Source organism: Demequina rhizosphaerae, from assembly GCF_000971255.1.
GTDB classification, from domain to species: domain Bacteria; phylum Actinomycetota; class Actinomycetes; order Actinomycetales; family Demequinaceae; genus Demequina; species Demequina rhizosphaerae.
Map to the genome: position 1 here is coordinate 54,144 of NZ_BBMC01000002.1, position 17,246 is coordinate 71,389.

The 17,246-nt window shown below is 72.8% G+C and carries 19 protein-coding genes; 7 read left to right on the forward strand and 12 right to left on the reverse strand.

Annotated elements, in window-relative coordinates; all coding sequences use genetic code 11:
* Nucleotides 1–206: 206 nt before the first annotated feature.
* The 4 genes from AOM07_RS00310 to AOM07_RS00325 all read right to left on the reverse strand — a co-directional run bounded on the left by AOM07_RS00310 (nucleotide 207) and on the right by AOM07_RS00325 (nucleotide 3,433).
* On the reverse strand, nucleotides 207–839 hold the full coding sequence (locus AOM07_RS00310; protein ID WP_062310071.1) for a DUF6318 family protein: 633 nt from the start codon (nucleotides 837–839) through the stop codon (nucleotides 207–209).
* Nucleotides 840–983: 144 nt separating this feature from the next.
* Nucleotides 984–1,460 (reverse strand): methyltransferase family protein, encoded by a 477-nt coding sequence (locus AOM07_RS00315; RefSeq protein WP_084829982.1) that lies wholly within the window; start codon nucleotides 1,458–1,460, stop codon nucleotides 984–986.
* Nucleotides 1,461–1,469: 9 nt separating this feature from the next.
* Nucleotides 1,470–2,606: a 1-acyl-sn-glycerol-3-phosphate acyltransferase gene (locus tag AOM07_RS00320; protein WP_228374339.1), complete on the reverse strand. Its 1,137-nt coding sequence runs from the start codon at nucleotides 2,604–2,606 to the stop codon at nucleotides 1,470–1,472.
* Nucleotides 2,603–3,433, reverse strand: coding sequence for a patatin-like phospholipase family protein (locus AOM07_RS00325; protein WP_062310077.1), 831 nt, complete (start codon nucleotides 3,431–3,433; stop codon nucleotides 2,603–2,605). The genes AOM07_RS00320 and AOM07_RS00325 overlap by 4 nt, the downstream gene beginning before the upstream one ends.
* Before the next feature lie 81 nt (nucleotides 3,434–3,514).
* Here AOM07_RS00325 and AOM07_RS00330 point away from each other — a divergent pair, with 81 nt between their 5' ends.
* The 4 genes from AOM07_RS00330 to AOM07_RS00345 all read left to right on the forward strand — a co-directional run bounded on the left by AOM07_RS00330 (nucleotide 3,515) and on the right by AOM07_RS00345 (nucleotide 7,261).
* Nucleotides 3,515–5,209: a cytochrome c biogenesis protein DipZ gene (locus tag AOM07_RS00330; protein ID WP_062310082.1), complete on the forward strand. Its 1,695-nt coding sequence runs from the start codon at nucleotides 3,515–3,517 to the stop codon at nucleotides 5,207–5,209.
* A 288-nt stretch (nucleotides 5,210–5,497) separates the two neighbouring features.
* Nucleotides 5,498–5,794: a hypothetical protein gene (locus tag AOM07_RS00335; RefSeq protein ID WP_062310084.1), complete on the forward strand. Its 297-nt coding sequence runs from the start codon at nucleotides 5,498–5,500 to the stop codon at nucleotides 5,792–5,794.
* Between the two features lie 31 nt (nucleotides 5,795–5,825).
* A complete protein-coding gene (locus tag AOM07_RS00340; protein ID WP_228374340.1) occupies nucleotides 5,826–6,482 on the forward strand; it encodes a sigma-70 family RNA polymerase sigma factor in 657 nt (218 codons plus the stop codon).
* The gene (locus AOM07_RS00345; RefSeq protein ID WP_062310088.1) at nucleotides 6,479–7,261 is read left to right on the forward strand and encodes an anti-sigma factor; all 783 of its coding nucleotides are present in this window, start codon (nucleotides 6,479–6,481) and stop codon (nucleotides 7,259–7,261) included. Before AOM07_RS00340 ends, AOM07_RS00345 begins: the two co-directional genes overlap by 4 nt.
* 11 nt (nucleotides 7,262–7,272) lie before the next feature.
* On the opposite strand, the gene AOM07_RS00350 is transcribed toward AOM07_RS00345, so the two are convergent.
* Nucleotides 7,273–8,967 (reverse strand): cation:proton antiporter, encoded by a 1,695-nt coding sequence (locus AOM07_RS00350; protein ID WP_062310093.1) that lies wholly within the window; start codon nucleotides 8,965–8,967, stop codon nucleotides 7,273–7,275.
* 122 nt (nucleotides 8,968–9,089) lie between these two features.
* Between AOM07_RS00350 and AOM07_RS00355 the strand changes: the two genes are divergently transcribed.
* Nucleotides 9,090–9,683: a dienelactone hydrolase family protein gene (locus AOM07_RS00355; RefSeq protein ID WP_062310095.1), complete on the forward strand. Its 594-nt coding sequence runs from the start codon at nucleotides 9,090–9,092 to the stop codon at nucleotides 9,681–9,683.
* A gap of 60 nt (nucleotides 9,684–9,743) precedes the next feature.
* Here the strand turns inward: AOM07_RS00355 and AOM07_RS00360 are convergent, their stop codons facing one another.
* From AOM07_RS00360 to AOM07_RS00375, 4 genes are all read right to left on the reverse strand, one after another.
* On the reverse strand, nucleotides 9,744–10,517 hold the full coding sequence (locus tag AOM07_RS00360) for a DUF6226 family protein (protein ID WP_062310098.1): 774 nt from the start codon (nucleotides 10,515–10,517) through the stop codon (nucleotides 9,744–9,746).
* A gap of 22 nt (nucleotides 10,518–10,539) precedes the next feature.
* Nucleotides 10,540–11,046 carry an aminoacyl-tRNA deacylase gene (locus AOM07_RS00365; RefSeq protein ID WP_062310103.1) on the reverse strand — a complete coding sequence of 169 codons (507 nt, stop codon included), beginning with the start codon at nucleotides 11,044–11,046 and terminating at the stop codon, nucleotides 10,540–10,542.
* Nucleotides 11,047–11,073: 27 nt separating this feature from the next.
* Nucleotides 11,074–11,535, reverse strand: a complete 462-nt coding sequence (locus AOM07_RS00370; protein WP_062310108.1) for a hypothetical protein — start codon at nucleotides 11,533–11,535, stop codon at nucleotides 11,074–11,076.
* Between the two features lie 61 nt (nucleotides 11,536–11,596).
* Nucleotides 11,597–12,004 carry a hypothetical protein gene (locus tag AOM07_RS00375; protein WP_156171723.1) on the reverse strand — a complete coding sequence of 136 codons (408 nt, stop codon included), beginning with the start codon at nucleotides 12,002–12,004 and terminating at the stop codon, nucleotides 11,597–11,599.
* Between the two features lie 235 nt (nucleotides 12,005–12,239).
* Here AOM07_RS00375 and AOM07_RS00380 point away from each other — a divergent pair, with 235 nt between their 5' ends.
* Nucleotides 12,240–12,824, forward strand: coding sequence for an LbetaH domain-containing protein (locus AOM07_RS00380; protein WP_062297401.1), 585 nt, complete (start codon nucleotides 12,240–12,242; stop codon nucleotides 12,822–12,824).
* A gap of 37 nt (nucleotides 12,825–12,861) precedes the next feature.
* Here AOM07_RS00380 and AOM07_RS00385 read toward each other — a convergent pair whose 3' ends face one another.
* Together AOM07_RS00385 and glpK are read right to left on the reverse strand one after the other, a co-directional pair.
* Nucleotides 12,862–13,392 carry an NYN domain-containing protein gene (locus tag AOM07_RS00385; RefSeq protein WP_062310113.1) on the reverse strand — a complete coding sequence of 177 codons (531 nt, stop codon included), beginning with the start codon at nucleotides 13,390–13,392 and terminating at the stop codon, nucleotides 12,862–12,864.
* Between the two features lie 54 nt (nucleotides 13,393–13,446).
* Nucleotides 13,447–14,961 carry a glycerol kinase GlpK gene (gene glpK, locus AOM07_RS00390; protein WP_062310117.1) on the reverse strand — a complete coding sequence of 505 codons (1,515 nt, stop codon included), beginning with the start codon at nucleotides 14,959–14,961 and terminating at the stop codon, nucleotides 13,447–13,449.
* 158 nt (nucleotides 14,962–15,119) lie between these two features.
* On the opposite strand from glpK, the gene AOM07_RS00395 reads away from it, so the two are divergent.
* Nucleotides 15,120–15,491, forward strand: a complete 372-nt coding sequence (locus AOM07_RS00395; protein WP_062310119.1) for a VOC family protein — start codon at nucleotides 15,120–15,122, stop codon at nucleotides 15,489–15,491.
* On the opposite strand, the gene AOM07_RS00400 is transcribed toward AOM07_RS00395, so the two are convergent.
* Nucleotides 15,458–17,218 carry a glycerol-3-phosphate dehydrogenase/oxidase gene (locus tag AOM07_RS00400; RefSeq protein WP_062310121.1) on the reverse strand — a complete coding sequence of 587 codons (1,761 nt, stop codon included), beginning with the start codon at nucleotides 17,216–17,218 and terminating at the stop codon, nucleotides 15,458–15,460. The two genes, AOM07_RS00395 and AOM07_RS00400, sit on opposite strands and share 34 nt — an antisense overlap.
* Nucleotides 17,219–17,246 lie beyond the last annotated feature (28 nt).

Below are 17,246 nucleotides of genomic sequence, written 5' to 3' on the forward strand. Positions count from 1 at the left end.
CGGGGTGCCACCCGCGCACGCAGGCGAACGCAGGTACTCCCTCGGGGTCGCGGAGACGCCCGAAGCACCGGGACCGCCCCCGCGAGCATCACTTCGCGCGCCCTCTAATGAGTACTCGCCGCGCTCAGGATCGGCGTCCGGGTCGAAGTCGATTCCGGGGTCCACAGCCACGGCCAACGTTGCCAGCACGAGTGCCGCGCTCAGCATCATGCCGCCGACTCCTCACCGACCACTTCGGCAACGGTCCACTGGCCGTCTTCGATAGCCAGAAACACGCCGTACTGGTAGTCGCGAGAACGAGCGGTCTGTGTCTCAGCGCCGTCGCCTTCGGCGACATAGCCTGCCGAGATCGACGCGGTCAGCAACACCGACGCCTCGGTATCGCTGGTCAACGCCGCCTGCGTTTGTCCTGTGTCAACCGTGATCTCGCCTCCGCGCGCCGTCCAACCCTCGTCGCGCACCCGCTCCGCGTTCGCGAGCGCATCCGCGCAGTACTCGCAGCCGTCCGCCGACAGCGCCTCCCAGATGCGGGTGTCGCCCGTATGGAACATGGGCGCGTACTGCTCGAGGAAGAACGTCGCCGTCATCATCGCGCCGTACACGTCCGCGCGCTCCGCGCCCTCCGGCATCATCGCTAGCAGCTCGTCATCGCTGAGGGCCGTCGCGGACGGGCTCGGCGTCGTGGAAGGGGTCGCCACCGCCGAGGCGATCGCGGTCGGCGACTCGGTGGCGATCGGCTCCGGCTCCCCCGTGCACGCCGCGAGGCCGACGCACGCGCCCGCGAGCATCGTCGCCGCGACCGCGCGGCGCGCCACCCGCCCCCCTGGGATGAACCGCATGAAACGAAGGTAACGGACGAAACCCCCTGGCAGAAGGGGTCGGCGTCGAGTTGGGGATGGCGAACGACTGTTTTAGGAATTCCTAAAACAGTCCGAACAGACCATGGCGCCCCGCGCGACACACCGGCCGCCCGCGCATCGTCCCTACCGGATCCGCCGCTTCCCCACCCCGGGCACGAACTTGCCCGTCCGCGCCGCGTAGTCCTCGTAGCCGGGGTACGCCCGCACGAGGTAGCCCTCCTCGACGCGCGTCTTGATGTCGAAGAACACCAGCAGCACCACCGCGGACACCAGCGTCCACAGCCTCCCCGACCCGATCGCCATCCCGAACGCGATCACCAGGATCCCCGCGTACATCGGGTGCCGCACGTACGAGTAGATCCCGCCGGCGGCGAGGCCGGCACCGTTGGGCGTCGGCATCGGCGTGAGCGCCCGCCCCAGGTCCTTCCCCGACCAGAACATCCCCAGGAGCCCGAGCAGCACCAGCGTGCTCCCCAGCCACATCGAGCCCTCCACACCGGGCCCATCAAGGAGCGCCGTCACGCCGACTGCCAGGAAGATCACCCCCTGCAGACCCACGAGGACGAGGCCCAGCATGCGGGTGCGTGGAGGTGTCGGCATCGGGCCAGGCTACCCGGCCCGCTTGCGGGCGACGCGAGGCTCGCGCGCCTCGGCCGCGTCCGACGTGCCGGGCTGATGCGCGTCGATCCACGCGTCGACGGTCTCCCACCACTCGTAGAGCCACGTCTCGCGCGCCTCACGACCCTCCGGCACGGTCTCCGGCTCGGCGGTCCAGCCCTTGATGACGATGCGCTTGTCGACGGGCAGCTCGCGCCACACGTCGGAGACCGTCGAGAGCCGCTCGAGCCCGGTGTGACCGACCACGACCACGCGCGCGTCGGGCCGCGCGTCCATCGCGGCGAGCACCCCGCCCGGGTGCGGCGGCATGACGTGAGGCATGGCCTCGGCGCGCTCGGCGAGCTCGCCGTGCCCCTGCTCGCGCAGCGCGGCGATCCGACGCTCGCGGCGCTTGGGCGTCGCGTTGGCGCCCTCGGGGAAGATCAGGAGCGCGCCGTCGTCGCCCATCTCGCGGGCGAGCGCCGCGATCGCCTCCGTACCGCCCGGCGCCCCGACCGCGCGGTGACGGCGGGGCGTGATGAACTGCGACGGGATGCGGTGGAGCAGGATGTCGATGGCCGGATCCCACTGGAGGGTGTCCTTGAGCACGATCGCGGGCGCCCGGCCGAACCGGTTGAGCAGCGCGTCAACGAGGATGAACGAGTCGCCCGGGCCCGCGTGACGGCACACGACGATGAGCGGACTCCCGGGCGCGATCTCGTCGAGGTTCGCGTCCTCGAGGTCGATCTCCAGGCGCAGCGTCCACTTGCCCTGCGTGAACAGGGCGGTGAGCATCGTCCGCGCGAGCGCGAGGTGGTTCCGCTGGGATGCCTCGGAGTCGAGGCGCGTGCCGAAGCCGTGCCAGACCCACAGCGCCGCGAGCGCGACCACGCAGGCCGCATCCCACAGCAGGTAGAAGCCCGCCAGCCAGACCACGCGCGTGAGCCGCAGGCGGCCCGGCAGCGCGAAGCTCACCGCCGCGGCGACCGCGACGAGCAGCCACACCGACACCGGCAGCCACAGGAACGCGACCGCGACGAGCAGCGGCGCGAGCACGAGCCGGCGCACCCAGCGCGGCGGCAGCCGCCACCAGCGCGCGCGGCGCCGGGAGGTGGGCGAGCCCGCCGCGGGGGACGATGCGGCGGTCACACGCCCTCCCGAACCCCGGCGAGGTACGCGGCGGTCGCATCGCGCGCGGCCTCGATGCGCGCGTGGGTCCGGTCGAGCCGCCGGTACGCGCCGAGCCGCTCGTCGCCCGGCTGACGCCCGCCGTACGGCAGGACGTGGAGCTCGACATGCGGCGGGACGGCGGCGCGCTCGCGCTGGAAGCGGTGGCGGCGGGAGATCTCGAAGGCGATGCGCGCGACGTCGGACGGCGTGCGCGGCGGGTGCAGCGGCTCCTCGATGCGCCCCACCTGGAGGACGTAGATGGTCGTAGCGCCGCGTGCGACCGCCTCCCCCACGGGGATCGAGTTGACGATGCCGCCGTCGACGAAGTGCTCGCCGTCGATCACGGTGGGCGGCAGCGCCGCCGGCACGGACGCGGACGCCATGACGGCGTCGACCACCGGGCCGGAGTCGAACCAGTGCTCGGACGCCCGCTCGATCGACGCGGCGCACACCGCGAGCGGCACCGCGAGGTCCTCGAACTGCGTGTCGTGCCCGATCACCTCCTCGATGAGGCCGCGCAGCGCGTCCGGGTCGTTGAGGTGGGTGCGGTGCTTCGCGAGCCGACGCGCCTGCCGGTACCAGGACTCGCCGTAGATGTCCCCCGCGGTCGGCGACGCCCACGTGTGCTCGAGCCGCGCGACCACGTCGAGGTGCGGGTCCTGCGCGACGGCCGCGCCGTTGATCGCCCCGATCGACGTGCCCACGACCAACTGCGGGACGATGCCCGCCTGGAGCAGCGCGCGCAGCATCCCCACCTCGGTGGCGCCTCGGACGCCGCCGCCTCCCAGGACGAATGCCACGGTCATGTGGCCAGGGTAGGCGGCTGCTAGCGTCGGTGCGGTGGCAGCGCGCCCCATCCCGACGCATCGTCGCTCCGAACCCGGGTCATGATCACGCTCATCATCGTCGGACTGGTCTCCGGAATCATCACCGCGATCAGCCCCTGCGTCCTGCCCGTGCTTCCCGCGATCCTCACCAGCGCGATCCAGGACGGCGCGAGCAGTCGACGCCGCCCGCTCGTCGTGGTCGCGGGGCTGGTCACCAGCTTCGCGGTGTTCACGCTCATCGGCGGCATCCTGCTCGCCAGCCTGGGCCTGCCCGACGACCTGCTGCGGTGGATCGGCATCGTGGTACTGGCGATCGTCGGCATCGGCCTCATGATCCCCAAGGTGGGCGAGCTGCTGCAGCGGCCGTTCGAGCGGATCCGCCCGATCCAGATGGACCGCAACGGCAACGGCTTCGTCATGGGGCTCGCGCTCGGCCTCGTGTTCGTGCCGTGCGCCGGCCCGATCCTCGCGTCGATCACCGTGCTCGCCGCGACGAACGGCGTGAGCTGGGGCCTCGTCGCGCTCACGCTCGCGTTCTCCGCCGGCATCGCGATCCCGCTGCTGGTGTTCGGCTTCGCGGGGCAGGCGATCTTCGGCCGCATCAAGGCGGTCCGCGAGCGCCTCCAGCTCATCCGGTCAATCTCCGGTGCGGTGCTGCTCGCGACGGCGCTCGTCATCGCGACCAACGTCGCCGAGCCGCTCCAGCGCGCGGTGCCGGGCTGGCTCGCGAGCGTGCAGAACACGATCGAGGACAACAACACCGTCCGCGACGAGCTCGACACCCTGGCCGGCCGCGAGGACGCGGACACCTCGCTCAGCGGCGACCAGCTGACCTTCGACCAGTGCGCCGACGACGGCGGCACGCTCCACAACTGCGGCCCCGCGCGCGACCTGCCGGGCATCGAGGCGTGGCTCAACACCGACGGCGGCGAGGCGCTCGACCTCGAGGAGCTCCAGGGTCAGGTGGTGCTCATCGACTTCTGGACGTACTCGTGCATCAACTGCCAGCGCACGTTCCCCTACCTGACCGCGTGGGACGACCGCTACCGCGACGACGGCCTCACCATCATCGGCGTCCACACCCCCGAGTTCGCGTTCGAGAAGGTGGTCGACAACGTCGCCGACGCCGCGGACCGCTACGGGATCCAGTACCCCATCGCGATCGACAACGAGTACACGACGTGGCGCGAGTGGGACCAGCGGTTCTGGCCGGCGCACTACCTCATCGACCAGAACGGCATGGTCCGCCAGGTCCACTACGGCGAGGGCGCGTACGAGGAGACCGAGACGCTCATCCAGCAGCTCCTCGACACTCCCCCGCAGGACACCGTGGTCGCGGACCCCGGCAACCACACGGTGGGCCGCAGCCCGGAGACGTACCTGGGCTACGGGCGCGGCTACGCGAAGGCCAACGGCGACTACCCGCGCGACGAGGCGTACGACTTCGGCACCGGCTCGGCCCCCGCGACGGACGAGGTCTCGCTGTCGGGCACGTGGACGGTGGGCGACGAGCACATCGCCGCGGGCGCCGATGCGTCGCTCGAGATGCGCTTCTACGCCGCCGACGTGCACCTCGTGCTCGCGGGCGAGGGCACCGTCACGGTGACGCTCGAGAACGACGAGTCGTACCGCGAGGTGGTGGAGGTGAGCGGCACGCCCGACCTGTACGACCTGTACACGGGCGACGCGACCACGGACACGATCCACCTCGACTTCACCGAGGGCGTCGAGGCGTACGCGTTCACCTTCGGGTGAGCCGCGCTCGCATCGGTGATGCGCTTCGCACGCGCGCCCGGCGCCTGCTGGTGGCGGTGGGCGCCCCCGCCGCCCGGCGCGCTCGCGTCAACTTTGAGATCCGCGGGAGGAGAATCCCGGCTTTCCACCCGCGGATCCCCAAGTTCGTGAATGAGGAGCGGCGGCGCGGCGGGGGCGAAGCTGCAGGAAGGATTCGGGAGCCCGGCGCCACCCATCCGCCGCGGCACCCGCACCGAACAGCAACCGTCGGGCACGACATCCCCAAGAAGCCCGGCACAGGGAGGAATCATGTACCGAATGCGCACGCTCGCCGTTCCGGGTCTCATCCTGCTGGCCGGCACCGCCCTCGCCGCCTGCGGCGACACGGAGCCCTCCTCGAGCAGCTCGGACGACACGATGATGGAGGAGACCATGGAGTCGACCCCCATGGAGTCCGAGTCGATGATGTCCGACGACGAGATGATGGAGGATGACTCCACCATGGAGTCCGACGACTCGATGGAGAGCGAGGACTCGATGATGGACGAGTCGCACGACGACTCCACCATGGAGGGCGACGACGAGATGATGGAGGACGAGGGCTGACGCCTTCGGACCGGACGATGCGGAGGACCAGGTGAGCGCGGACAGGGGCGAGCGGCGGCTGCGGGCGGTGCCCGCGGACCACGCCGACGCGACCCCCGACGCGCCCGCGGACGCCCGCGCCGACGCGGACGCGCTCGCCGACCTCCTCGTGCGGACCGGCCGGGGCGACCAGGCCGCCTTCGAGCGCGTCTACGACGCCCTGGCCGGCACGGTCCACGGGCTGGCCCTCCGCATCGTCCGGGACCCGCAGCTCGCCGAGGACGTGGCGCAGGAGGCGCTCGTCGAGGTGTGGCGCGCCGCGGCCCGCTACCGCCCCGACCACGGCTCGGCGCGCGCGTGGGTCCTCACCATCACCCACCGTCGCGCGGTGGACCGGGTCCGCTCCGAGCAGTCGCACGCGGACCGCCTCATGAACCACGGACCGCGCCACGCGGTCGGCGCCGCCGACCAGGTCGAGAAGCCCGAGGACGTCGTCGACGCGATGGACGCGCAGTGGCGCGCCGCGCGCGTCCGCAAGGGCCTCGAGGCCCTCACCCCGCTCCAGCGCGAGGCGCTCGAGCTCACGTACTACAAGGGCTACACGAACCGGCAGCTGGCCGAGTCGCTCGGGATCCCGCTGGGCACCGCGAAGGCCCGCATCCGCGACGCGATGATCCGGCTGCGCGACCACTGGGAGGTGGCGCGATGAACGAGAACGTGCACTCCCTCATCGGCGCGTACGCCGTGGACGCGGTCACGCCCGACGAGCGCGCCGACTTCGAGGCGCACCTCGACGCGTGCGAGGACTGCACCGCGGAGCTCGCGGGCCTGCGCGAGACCGCGGCGACGCTCGGCGAGGCCGAGGCGGCGCCCGCGCCCGCCGGCCTGCGCGCGAGCGTCCTCGAGGAGATCGGCCGCACCGCGCAGCTACCGCCCCTCACGGCGGACGATGCGCCGGCCGCGCGGGATGCTGAGGGTCCCGTGCCGCTCGGGATCGGGCGGGACGGCCAGGACGCTCAGGAGCGCCACGCGCGCCAGCGTCGCGGGTGGCCCCGACTCGCGGTCGCCGCGGCGGTCGCGTCGGTGCTCGCGGTCGGCGGGCTCGTCGGCTCGACGCTCATGGCCGACCGCGACGACCAGCTCGCGCTCGAGAAGGACGTGATGATGGTGACGAGCGCGCCGGACGCCAAGTCGATGGACCTCGGGCTCGGCACCGCGCACCTCGTCGTGAGCGAGAAGATGTCGTCCGTCGTGGCGATGGGCGACGACTGCCCGCACCCCAAGGAAGGCATGGCGTACCAGCTGTGGCTGGTGATGGACGACGGCTCCAAGGAGGCCGGCCCGACGTTCATGCCGGACTCGGACGGGACCTTCATGACGATGGTCCACATGGACATGGACGGCGTCGCGGCGATCGCGGTGACCGAGGAGCCGATGGGCGGCTCCGCCGAGCCGACCTCGACCGAGGTCGCGGTGGTGGGGCTGTAGACCCGACCGGCTCAGTCGTCGCCGTCGGGATGCTCGGCGCGCAGCTGCAGCGAGATCTGCTCGGCGTCGAGGATCCGCATCGCGTCGCCGAGCGCCTCCGAGCCGTACGTGCCCATCCCGCGCACCTCGAGGATGCGCTCGCGCTGCGCCTCGATGATCGCGAGCCGCAGCTCGAGGAACTGCACGCCGTGCCCGACGGTCTCGTCGTCCTCCGCGCGCGCGTGGCTCACCGCGCGGCGCACCGCGTCGATCACCCCGGGGGCGAAGGCGGCGCCGTCACGGGCGCGCAGCTCGTCGTCGGCGAGGATCGTGTCGGCCACGCCCGACAGGAGGTCCCGCAGCTCCTCGCGCTCGCGCTCATCGTGCACGGACTCCCCCGCGATCCCGAGGCGCTTCGTCACCCACGGCAGGGTCGAGCCCTGCATCATGAGCGAGCCGACGGCCACGACGAACGCGATGAGCACGAGCGTCGAGCGCAGCGGCGTGTCCGCGGGCAGCGACTGCGCCGCCGCGACGGTGATCGCGCCGCGCATGCCGGCCCACACGAGCACGCCGCCCTCGCGCCACCCGAGCGGGCGGTTCTCGAGGTAGTCGGCGTACGCCGAGTGCTGCTCGACGCGGCGCGCCGCCGCCTCCCGATGGGCGGGATCGGGATGCGACTCGGCCTGCTGGCCGAGTCCCTCGACACGCTCGTGCCGCGCCCTGACGCGGCGCGCGCGCCGCGCGGCCGCCATCACCACGGGGGCGATGTAGGCGATGCGGATGGCCAGCACGAGCGCCAGCGCCGCGAGGCCGATCCCGACCGCGCTCCACACCGAGCCGTGCGTCTCCTCGACGTCGGTGACGAGCGTGGTGACCTCGAGGCCGAGCAGCAGGAACACCACGCCCTCGAGCAGCAGCTCGGCGGTGCGCCAGTTGGTGCGTTCGGAGATGCGGTCCGCGGGACGCAGGTACTTGGGCGCCCGGTAGCCCGCGACGAGCCCCGCCACCACGGCGGCGACCAGGCCCGAGGCCCCGAGCAGCTCCGCGGGCACCGCCGCGGCGAACGGCGCGACGAACGAGATGGCGGTGCTGTTGGCGGCGCCCGGCACAAGGCGGCGGAGGCGCACGCTCAGCTCGCCCATCACCAGCCCCACCGCGACGGCGATGACGACCGCGCTCGCGAAGTCCCACGTCGCCTCGCCGAACGTCATGCTCGCGCCCGCCGCCGCGACGGCGGTGCGCAGCGTCACGAGGGCGGTGGCGTCGTTGAACATCGACTCGGCCTCGAGCACCGTGACGATGCGCGGCGAGACCCCCATCTTGCGGATGATCTGGACCGCGACCGCGTCCGTGGGGCTCACCACCGCGCCCAGCGCCGCGCCCAGCGCGAAGCCGATCCCCGGGATCACCTGCATGAAGAACAGGCCCATGAGGCCCGCGCTCACGAGGACCAGCACGATCGACAGGCCGCTGATGGAGCGGAAGTCGCGCCGGAACTCCGTCGCGGGCAGCGCCACCGCGGCCGAGTACAGCAGCGGCGGGATGATGCCCAGCAGGATGAACTCGGACTCGACCTCGATCTCGGGCACCCCGGGGACGAAGCTCACGCCCACGCCGAGCAGCACCAGGAGCAGCGGGGCCGCCACGCCCACGCGCGGCGCGATCGAGTGCACCGCGACGATCGCGATGACCGCCACCACGCCGATGAGAAGCACCTCGTCCATGCACGACCTCCCTGGAACCGCGCCGGGTCTCGTGACCCCAGCCAACCACCTCGGCGCCGCCGTGGGCGAGCGGCGCGACCGGCTCGGGTCGCGCGGAGGGGCGCGTGGCGAGACACTGAGTCATGGCCGAGATCCTCCTTTTCCACCACGCACTAGGGCTCACCGAAGGGCTCCTTGCCTTCGCCGAGCGCCTGCGCGCGGACGGCCACACGGTCCACTGCCCCGACTGCTACGCGGGCCGCACCTTCACCGACACCGACGAGGGCGTCTCGTTCGCCCAGGGCATCGGGCACGATGCGCTCCAGGAGGCCGCGCACAGCGCGGCCCGTCGTCACCGCGGCGCGGACGTGGTGATCGGCTACTCGCTGGGAGCCATGCAGGCGCAGCTGCTCGCGCAGGACCGCCGCCGCTTCCGCGCGTGCCTGCTGGTGGCGGGCGCGCTGCCGCCGGCCGCGCTAGGCGGGGTGTGGCGCCACGAGGTCGCGCTCCAGATCCACGTGGCCGACCCTGACGAGTGGGTGGTGCCGCAGGAGATCGACGCGCTGCTCTACCACGCCCCCCACGCGCGCATCTTCCGCTACGCCGGCAAGGGCCACCTGTTCATGGACCACTCGACGCTCGAGTACGACGCGGACGCCGCCGACCGGTTCGAGGAGCGCGCGAGCGCGTGGCTCGCGGAGCTCGACGAGCACCAGCGCTCCCGCCAGATGGCCTGAGGCGGCCGAGAGGTCGGAGGCGCCTGAGGCGCCCGAGCGGACCGACCGGCCACCGGCGCGTCAGGCGCTGCGGAGCCGCCGCCTGATCCGGTCGAGCGCGGCCTCGATGGCCGCCTCCCGCTCCTCGCGGGTCCACAGGCGCAGCGGCTCGGCGTCGGGCTCCCAGGTGCCGTCCGCATCGTCCCGTCGCGGCGGCCACGGCATCCACCGCCGGCCGTGACGCTCGCGCTGGCTCTGCTTGAGCGCGTCGACGCGCTCCTTGTCGGCGACGTGCCGGGGCTCGCGGCTGTAGCTCGCGCCGCCGAGGTCGCCCATGGTGATCTCGATGCCGTCGGTCCACGAGTAGCGCTCCTGGAAGCGGCCCTCGACCACGGAGAAGACGAGCCGCTCGAGCAGCTCGGCGCTGTCCTCGAGGGACTCGTCGCACGCGTCGCAGCCGCACGCGGGCGCGCGGGCCTCGCCGGCGGCACCCATCGCGACGACGATGCTGGGGAACGTGGTCTCCGCGATGACGAGCGGCGCGCAGCCGTCGTGGCGCGGCAGCAGCGTGGCGGCGCGGGCGATGCGGACCTGGCCCTGCTCGGCGCTGCGGACGGTGTCCGGGGCGTCCTCGGGCAGGCCCTCGGTGTAGCGCACGTCGACGTCGTAGGTGCGCTCGAGGTGCTCGACGAGCGCGTTGGCGACGTCCGCGAGCGGCGCGAAGCGCTCGGGGTGGCGGGTCAGCGAGTAGGTGCGCTTGGGAGGCCCGTCGGCTCCCCAGCGGTGGCCGTACGGGATCGCGTTGCCTTCGGGGTCGGTGAAGACCAGCTCCGGCAGCTCGGGCCTCTCGTACACGTGCGCCAGAGTACCGGTCCGGTCAACCACGGGGTGCGAGCGGCTCCGTGACGTCGGCGATCCGGGCGTCGAGCACCTCGACGAGCTGCTGGGTGTCGAGCGTCGCGGCCACGCCGTGCGCACCGCCGCCGATCGACACGGGCCCCTCGCGCGACACGATGAGCGCGTCCGCGATCACGGGCCACGGCCGCCCCGTCGCCGGGTCGGGGGTCGCGCCGAACGGGGTGATGGTGCCGCGCTCGTAGCCCGTGACGTCGCGCGCGACGTCCTTGTCGGGCATCGACAGGCGGCTCACGCCCAGGAGCGCGCGCAGCTTGGGCCAGCTGATCTCGCGGTCGCCGGGCACGAGCACCAGGAGGTACTCCCCCTCGGCGCGCCGCACCACGAGCGTCTTGAGGATCTGGCGCGGCTCGAGGCCGCGCGCCTCGGCGGCCTCCTCGAGCGAGCGGACGGGGCCGTGGACGGTGACGTCGAAGTCGATGCCGGTGTCCGCGAGCGCGCGGATCGCCGGGGTGTCGGGGGTGCTCATGCGGGAGGAACGCGGCGGGGGCGGCTTCTAGTCCCCGAGGTACCGGGTGCCGGTCGCGTCGGGCCCCTGGTCGGACACGAACGCGAGGCGCGCGAGGCCGCGCACGGCGGCGATGAACCACTCGGCGATCATCTCGTCGGCCTCGCCCTCGACGCCGGAGAACGCGACCACCATGCCGTGCCGCACCACGCCGCCGGGGTACAGGATGTCGCCCGCCGTGTAGAGGTGCGGCTGGTCCATGCGCACCCGCGACGTGTCGAGCCCGGTGCGCTCGGCGACCTTGGCCTTCGCGACGGCGTACCCGTAGGTCTTGTCCTCGGTGTCGCCGATGCTGCCGGCCCAGAGGATCGTGCCGGGCCGCGCGGGGTCCATGACGACGAGGTCGCCGACCGCGCCGCGGATCGCTCTCGTCTCCGCCGCCTTCTCGATGGCGGGCGTGACGAGAGCCCACGCCTTGGCGCACAGCTCGGTGGTGAGTCCGGTGAACATCGCTGGTCCTTCCCTCGCGTGGCTCCACGCTAGCGCCGAGGCGCGCGCGGCGGGCGAGGGCTCAGCGCGCGAACCGCTGCTCGTAGGACAGCTGCGCGGGGGCGTTCCACTGGAGGCCCGCGGGGACCTCGGGGTGCGGCGCGAAGTAGCCGTCGCGGAACTCGGTGCCGCCCATCACGGGGCCAGTACCCACCGCGAAAGCAGGGATGACGTCGCCCACGTACCAGTCGGTGAAGACGTCGATGCCCTTGTGGAAGATGCCGAACGTCACGACCCAGTAGACGCCGTAGACGAGCGCCGCGCCGAGCAGGAGCTGGATGACCACGTCGATCCACGCGATGCCGGTCGACCCCACCGCGCGGGGCGCGGCGACGGTCTGCGCGCGACCACCGCGGGCGGGCCAGCGGACCCGGAAATCCCCGGTGCGGCGCGGTCCCCAGGACCCGACCGAAATGTGTGGAACTGTCATGGTTTACCCCCAAATCCATAGGACCGCGGATGTGCACTTGTCGCAACCTGAAGCGGGTGACGAATATTCCAATCTCAGGTAAAGACGGATCCAACGGCCGAAGCGTTGTGCCAAGACCGGTTAATTTCGGGTGACGGGGCGGCGACGCCCCGGTTTCGCGTCGGGCGCCGGTCACGGCATGATTCAGGGAGGACGATGCGCCGGCCGGGCGCACACCGAGCGGAGGGGGCCGCACGTGACCGACAAGGACGACGAGACGCCCGTCATCCCGCTGCGCGAGGCGCCGGGCGAGCGCGCCGCGTGGGGACGATCGCCCCTGGTGATCGCCGCATGGATGCTCGTCGAGTGGCTGCTCGTCACCAATGCGATCCAGCCGTCGTCGCGGATCCGCGTCGCGGCGCTGCGCGCGTTCGGCGCGACCATCGGCGACGGCGTGATCTTCCGTCAGCGCACCCGCGTGAAGTTCCCGTGGAACCTCGAGGTGGGCGACGACTGCTGGATCGGCGAGGGCGTGTGGTTCCACAACCAGGACCGCGTGGTCATAGGTCACGATGTCGTGATCTCCCAGGAGACCTTCATCACCACGGGCAGCCACGCGCACCGCCGCAACATGGCCCTCATCACTCGGCCCGTGGTCATCGAGCCGGGCGCGTGGGTGACCTCGCGCTGCATCGTGACCGGCGGCGTCACGCTCGGGCGCTCGTGCCTGGTCTCCCCCGGCGCCGTCGTGATGAAGGACGTCCCCGCGGGACGCATCGTCGCCGGCAACCCGGGACAGGACGCGGGCGCACGCTTCCAGCCGCAGCCCAAGCGCGGCTGACCTCCTCCCTCCCGGCGGCCCGCGCGGGCCGCCCCTGTCAGGCCGCCAGGGCGACCCTCCCCATGCCGGCCGCCGAGGCGACGTGCGCGGCCTCGCCCAGCGTGCGGGCCGGGCGCTCCAGCCACACGGTGTCCGAGGCGTAGTACGTCAGCTCGGTCGACGCGGACAGCGGCAGCGCCGCGACCACGGCCGGCACCCCGGCCCCCAGGAGGCGCAGCACGGGCCGCACGAACTCGTGATCGCCCGATGCGATCACCACCGAGTCGAAGCGCGCGGCGACGAGGTCCACGTCCTCGAGGCACGCGCACAGCGCGAGGTCGGCGCCGGACTCCCCCGCCCGGGTCACCACGCGGGCGCCCGGCGCGAGGTCCGCGGCCGTGAACACCCAGTCGGGGCCCACCCCGACCACGAGCTGGTCGCGGCCGGCCGCATAGCCGACCGCGTCGAGCGCGGAGCTCAGCGCGAGCGCCCAGCAGGCGTCCGAGGCCAGCTCCGGCGCGCAGCCCAGCAGGTTCTCGAGATCGACGACGACGAGCCTGCGGCCCCCGTCACGGTGCGTCCCCTTCATGGTGTCCCCCCAGCGGATCGGTGTGGGAACCACGTTATGGAGGGGGTCCGACAGTCAGCCCTCGGCGTCCTCGTCGAGCCAGTCGAGCGAGCGCGCCACGGCCTTCTTCCAGTTGCGGTAGAGCCGGTCGGCCTCGGCGCGCGGCATGGTCGGATGCCAGCGGCGGTCCTCGTGCCAGTTGTCGCGCAGCTCGTCGAGGTCCGACCAGTACCCGACCGCGAGGCCGGCGGCGTAGGCCGCGCCGAGCGCGGTCGTCTCGACCACCTCGGGCCGGATGACGTCCGCGCCGAGGATGTCCGCCAGGAACTGCATGAGCAGCTCGTTCGAGGTCATGCCGCCGTCGACGTTGAGCGCGCGCAGGGGCACGCCCGCGTCCGCCTCGCCCGCCTCGACGACGTCGCGGGTCTGGTACGCGGTGGCCTCGAGGACCGCCCGCGCGAGATGCGCCTTGGTGACGTACTGCGTGAGGCCGAGGACCGCGCCGCGCGCGTCGGGCCGCCAGTAGGGGGCGAACAGGCCCGAGAAGGCGGGCACGAAGTACGCCCCGCCGTTGTCGGGCACGCTCGCCGCGAGCGCCTCGATCTCGCGCGCCTCGCGGATGGTCCCGAAGTTGTCCCGCAGCCACTGCACGAGAGCGCCGGTGATCGCGATCGAGCCCTCGAGCGCATAGTGCGGCGGATCGTCGCCGAGCCGGTACGCGACCGTGGTGATGAGCCCGTGATCGCTCATGATCGCCTCGAGGCCGGTGTTGACGAGGAGGAAAGTGCCCGTGCCGTACGTGCCCTTGGTCTCGCCCTCGTGGAAGGCGGCCTGGCCGAAGGTCGCGGCCTGCTGGTCGCCCAGGATGCCCGCGATCGGCACCTCGCGCAGCAGCGAGCGCCCGCCCACGTGGCCGTACACCTCGGAGGAGCTCCGGATCTCGGGCAGCAGCGCCCGCGGGATCCCGAACGCGTCCAGGAGGTCGTCGGACCAGTCGAGCGTCTCGAGGTCCATGAGCAGCGTGCGCGAGGCGTTGGTGACGTCGGTGACGTGGATGCCGCCGTCGACGCCGCCGGTGAGGTTCCACACGAGCCAGGAGTCCGGCGTGCCGAACGCCAGCTCGCCCGCCTCGGCGGCGTCGCGCGCGCCGGGGACGTGGTCGAGGATCCACGCGATCTTGGTCGCGCTGAAGTACGTCGCGAGCGGCAGGCCCGTCGTCGCCCGGAAGCGGTCGACGCCGCCCTCGTCCGCGAGCGCGTCCACGTGGGGCTGCGTCCGGGTGTCCTGCCACACGATCGCCGGATACACCGGCTCACCGGTGGCGCGGTCCCAGATCATCACGGTCTCGCGCTGGTTGGTGATGCCGAGCGCCTCGACATCGAGCCGGGTGACGTCCGCCTTCGCGAGCGCCTGGCCGATCACGAGGCGGGTGTTCTCCCAGATCTCCTGCGGGTCGTGCTCGACCCAGCCGGCCCGCGGCAGGTGCTGGCGGTGCTCGAGCTGCGCCTGCGAGACGATCCGTCCTCCGTGGTCGAACACGATCGCGCGCGTCGACGTGGTCCCCTGGTCGATCGCCATCACATACGACATGCGCCTCACGCTAGCCCAGCACCCGGGCGATTACCTGCGCAGTGGGTAGGCGTTGGTCGCTTCCGCGCGATCCTCGCGCGTCATGGGTACGTGGTGGTCGTTCCAGCGGTTGCCATCCCCGCGGGCGCGTCTCAGACTCGATCGGGGAAGGGAGCACCATGGCGCACGGAGACATCACGCACATCGACATCCCGGTCGGCGACCTCGAGGCCGCGAAGGGCTTCTACGGGGCGCTGTTCGGCTGGCAGATCTCGGCCCCGCCCGGGTTCGAGGACTACCCCATGTGGACGGCCCCGAACCAGGTGAGCGGCGGCGGGCTCGCGCCGCGCTCGGAGGGCTTCGAGCAGCCGCGGTCGTACGTCGAGGTCGACTCGATCGACGACACGCTCGCGCTCGCCACCGAGCACGGCGCGACCGTGCTCATGCCGAAGTCCGAGATCAGCGACACCAGCTGGTGGGCCGTCTTCGCGGACCCCGACGGCAACGCGATCGGGCTCTACGAGGGCGTCACGGACGTCGGCGAGGCCTGAGCGACCCGGGCCGCCTCGCGCGCGGCCTGGATGCGCTCGACCTCGTCCGCGCGGCGCCGCCGGCTCCAGCCGAGCTCGCGGCCCACGATCTTGGCGATCTCCTCGAGCAGCGACGGCGTGACCTCGCCGCGGAACGTCAGCTGCGTGCGGCGCTCGACCACGTCCGTGAGCCGCACGACGTGCTCGGCTCGCGCGATCCACGCGATCTCGGCGCGCGTGTACGCGGGCGCGTGCCGCAGGTGCCGCCCCTCGTCCCAGCGGGACCGGCCGCGCCGCTCGATCGCCGCGACCTCCTCCGCGCGCGTGCCGTAGCGGTCGAGCAGGACCCCGGCCCGCGCATCGTCCCCGGGCAGATGCACCGCGATCCAGTCGCCGCGGTCGTCGGGCCGCGGGTAGTCGCGGCCGCCGCCGATCGCCACGCCGGCGGTCGAGACGCGGCGCTCCCGGCCGAGCAGCCCGAGCACCTCGTCGGCGATCCGCTCCCCCAGCGCGCGATGCGTGGTCCACTTGCCGCCGACCACGCTCACCAACGGCACGTCGCCGCCGGGCAGCGTGGACCGCTCGAGCCGGTAGTCGCGCGGGATGCGGCCCGGGTCCTCGTCGCTGGCGCGCGGCAGCGGCCGGATCCCCGCGAAGCGATGCACGATCTGGTCGCGCGTCACCGGGATGCCCGGGAACACCCGCGCCGCGAGCTCGAGGAAATAGCCGACCTCGTCCTCGGTGCACACGGCGGGCTCGCGCGGGTCGGCGGGCAGGTCCGTCGTGCCGAGGATGACGCGCCCGTGCTGGGGGTGGATGAGGACGATGCGGCCGTCGTCGTTCTCGAAGAAGATCTCCCGGCCGCGGCACGCGGCGTGCAGCGCGGGGTTGTCGACCACGATGTGGCTGCCCTTGGTGCCGCCCATGAACGCCGTGTCCTCGCCGAGCGTCGCGTTGGTGAGGTCCGTCCACGGCCCCGACGCGTTCACCACCACCCGCGCCGCGATCCGCGCGGTCTCACCCGTGACGACGTCGCGCACGTCGACCGCGGTGGACGATGCGCCGGTCGCCTCGACGTACGTGGCGAGCCGGGCGCCGTCGTGGGCGGCGAGGCCGTCGAGCGCCATCTCGAGGGCGAGCCGCTCGGGCGCGCGCACGGCGGCGTCGTAGTACGTGGCGGTGCAGCGGATCGTGGGGTCGAGGTCGGGCAGGTCCTCGAGGGACTGCACGCGGCCGGCGAAGCTGTGGCGGGGCACGCCCGTGCCGTCGGCGGCGCGGCCGGCGTGCGAGTACTCGTCGTAGAGCGTGAGGCCCGCCTTGATGAGCATCGCCCCTCGGGGCGCGCGCCGGGCGGGGCCGCGGCCGCCGAGGAAGCGCAGCGGAGCGGTCGCGAGGCCCGACCAGATCGTGTGGATCGGGACGGTGGTCGGCAGCGGCATGACGTGATGCGGGGCGTTCGCGAGGAGCGCGTTGCGCTCCGCGACGGCCTCCTTGACCAGCCGGAACTCGCCGTTCTCGAGGTAGCGCAGGCCGCCGTGGATCATGCGGCTGCTCGCGGCGCTGGTCGCGGCCGCGACGTCGCCGCGGTCGATCAGCGTGACGTCGACGCCCTGCAGCGCGAGGTCGCGGAACGCGGCGACGCCGTTGATGCCGGCACCGATGATGAGCACGTCCGCGGTGGGGTGATCGCGCAGGTCGACCCAGGCCGGGCGCTCGTCCCGACCCCCGGGGCTGCGGCGCGGGGCCATGTCGCCATGGTGCGCAGGTGTCAACCAA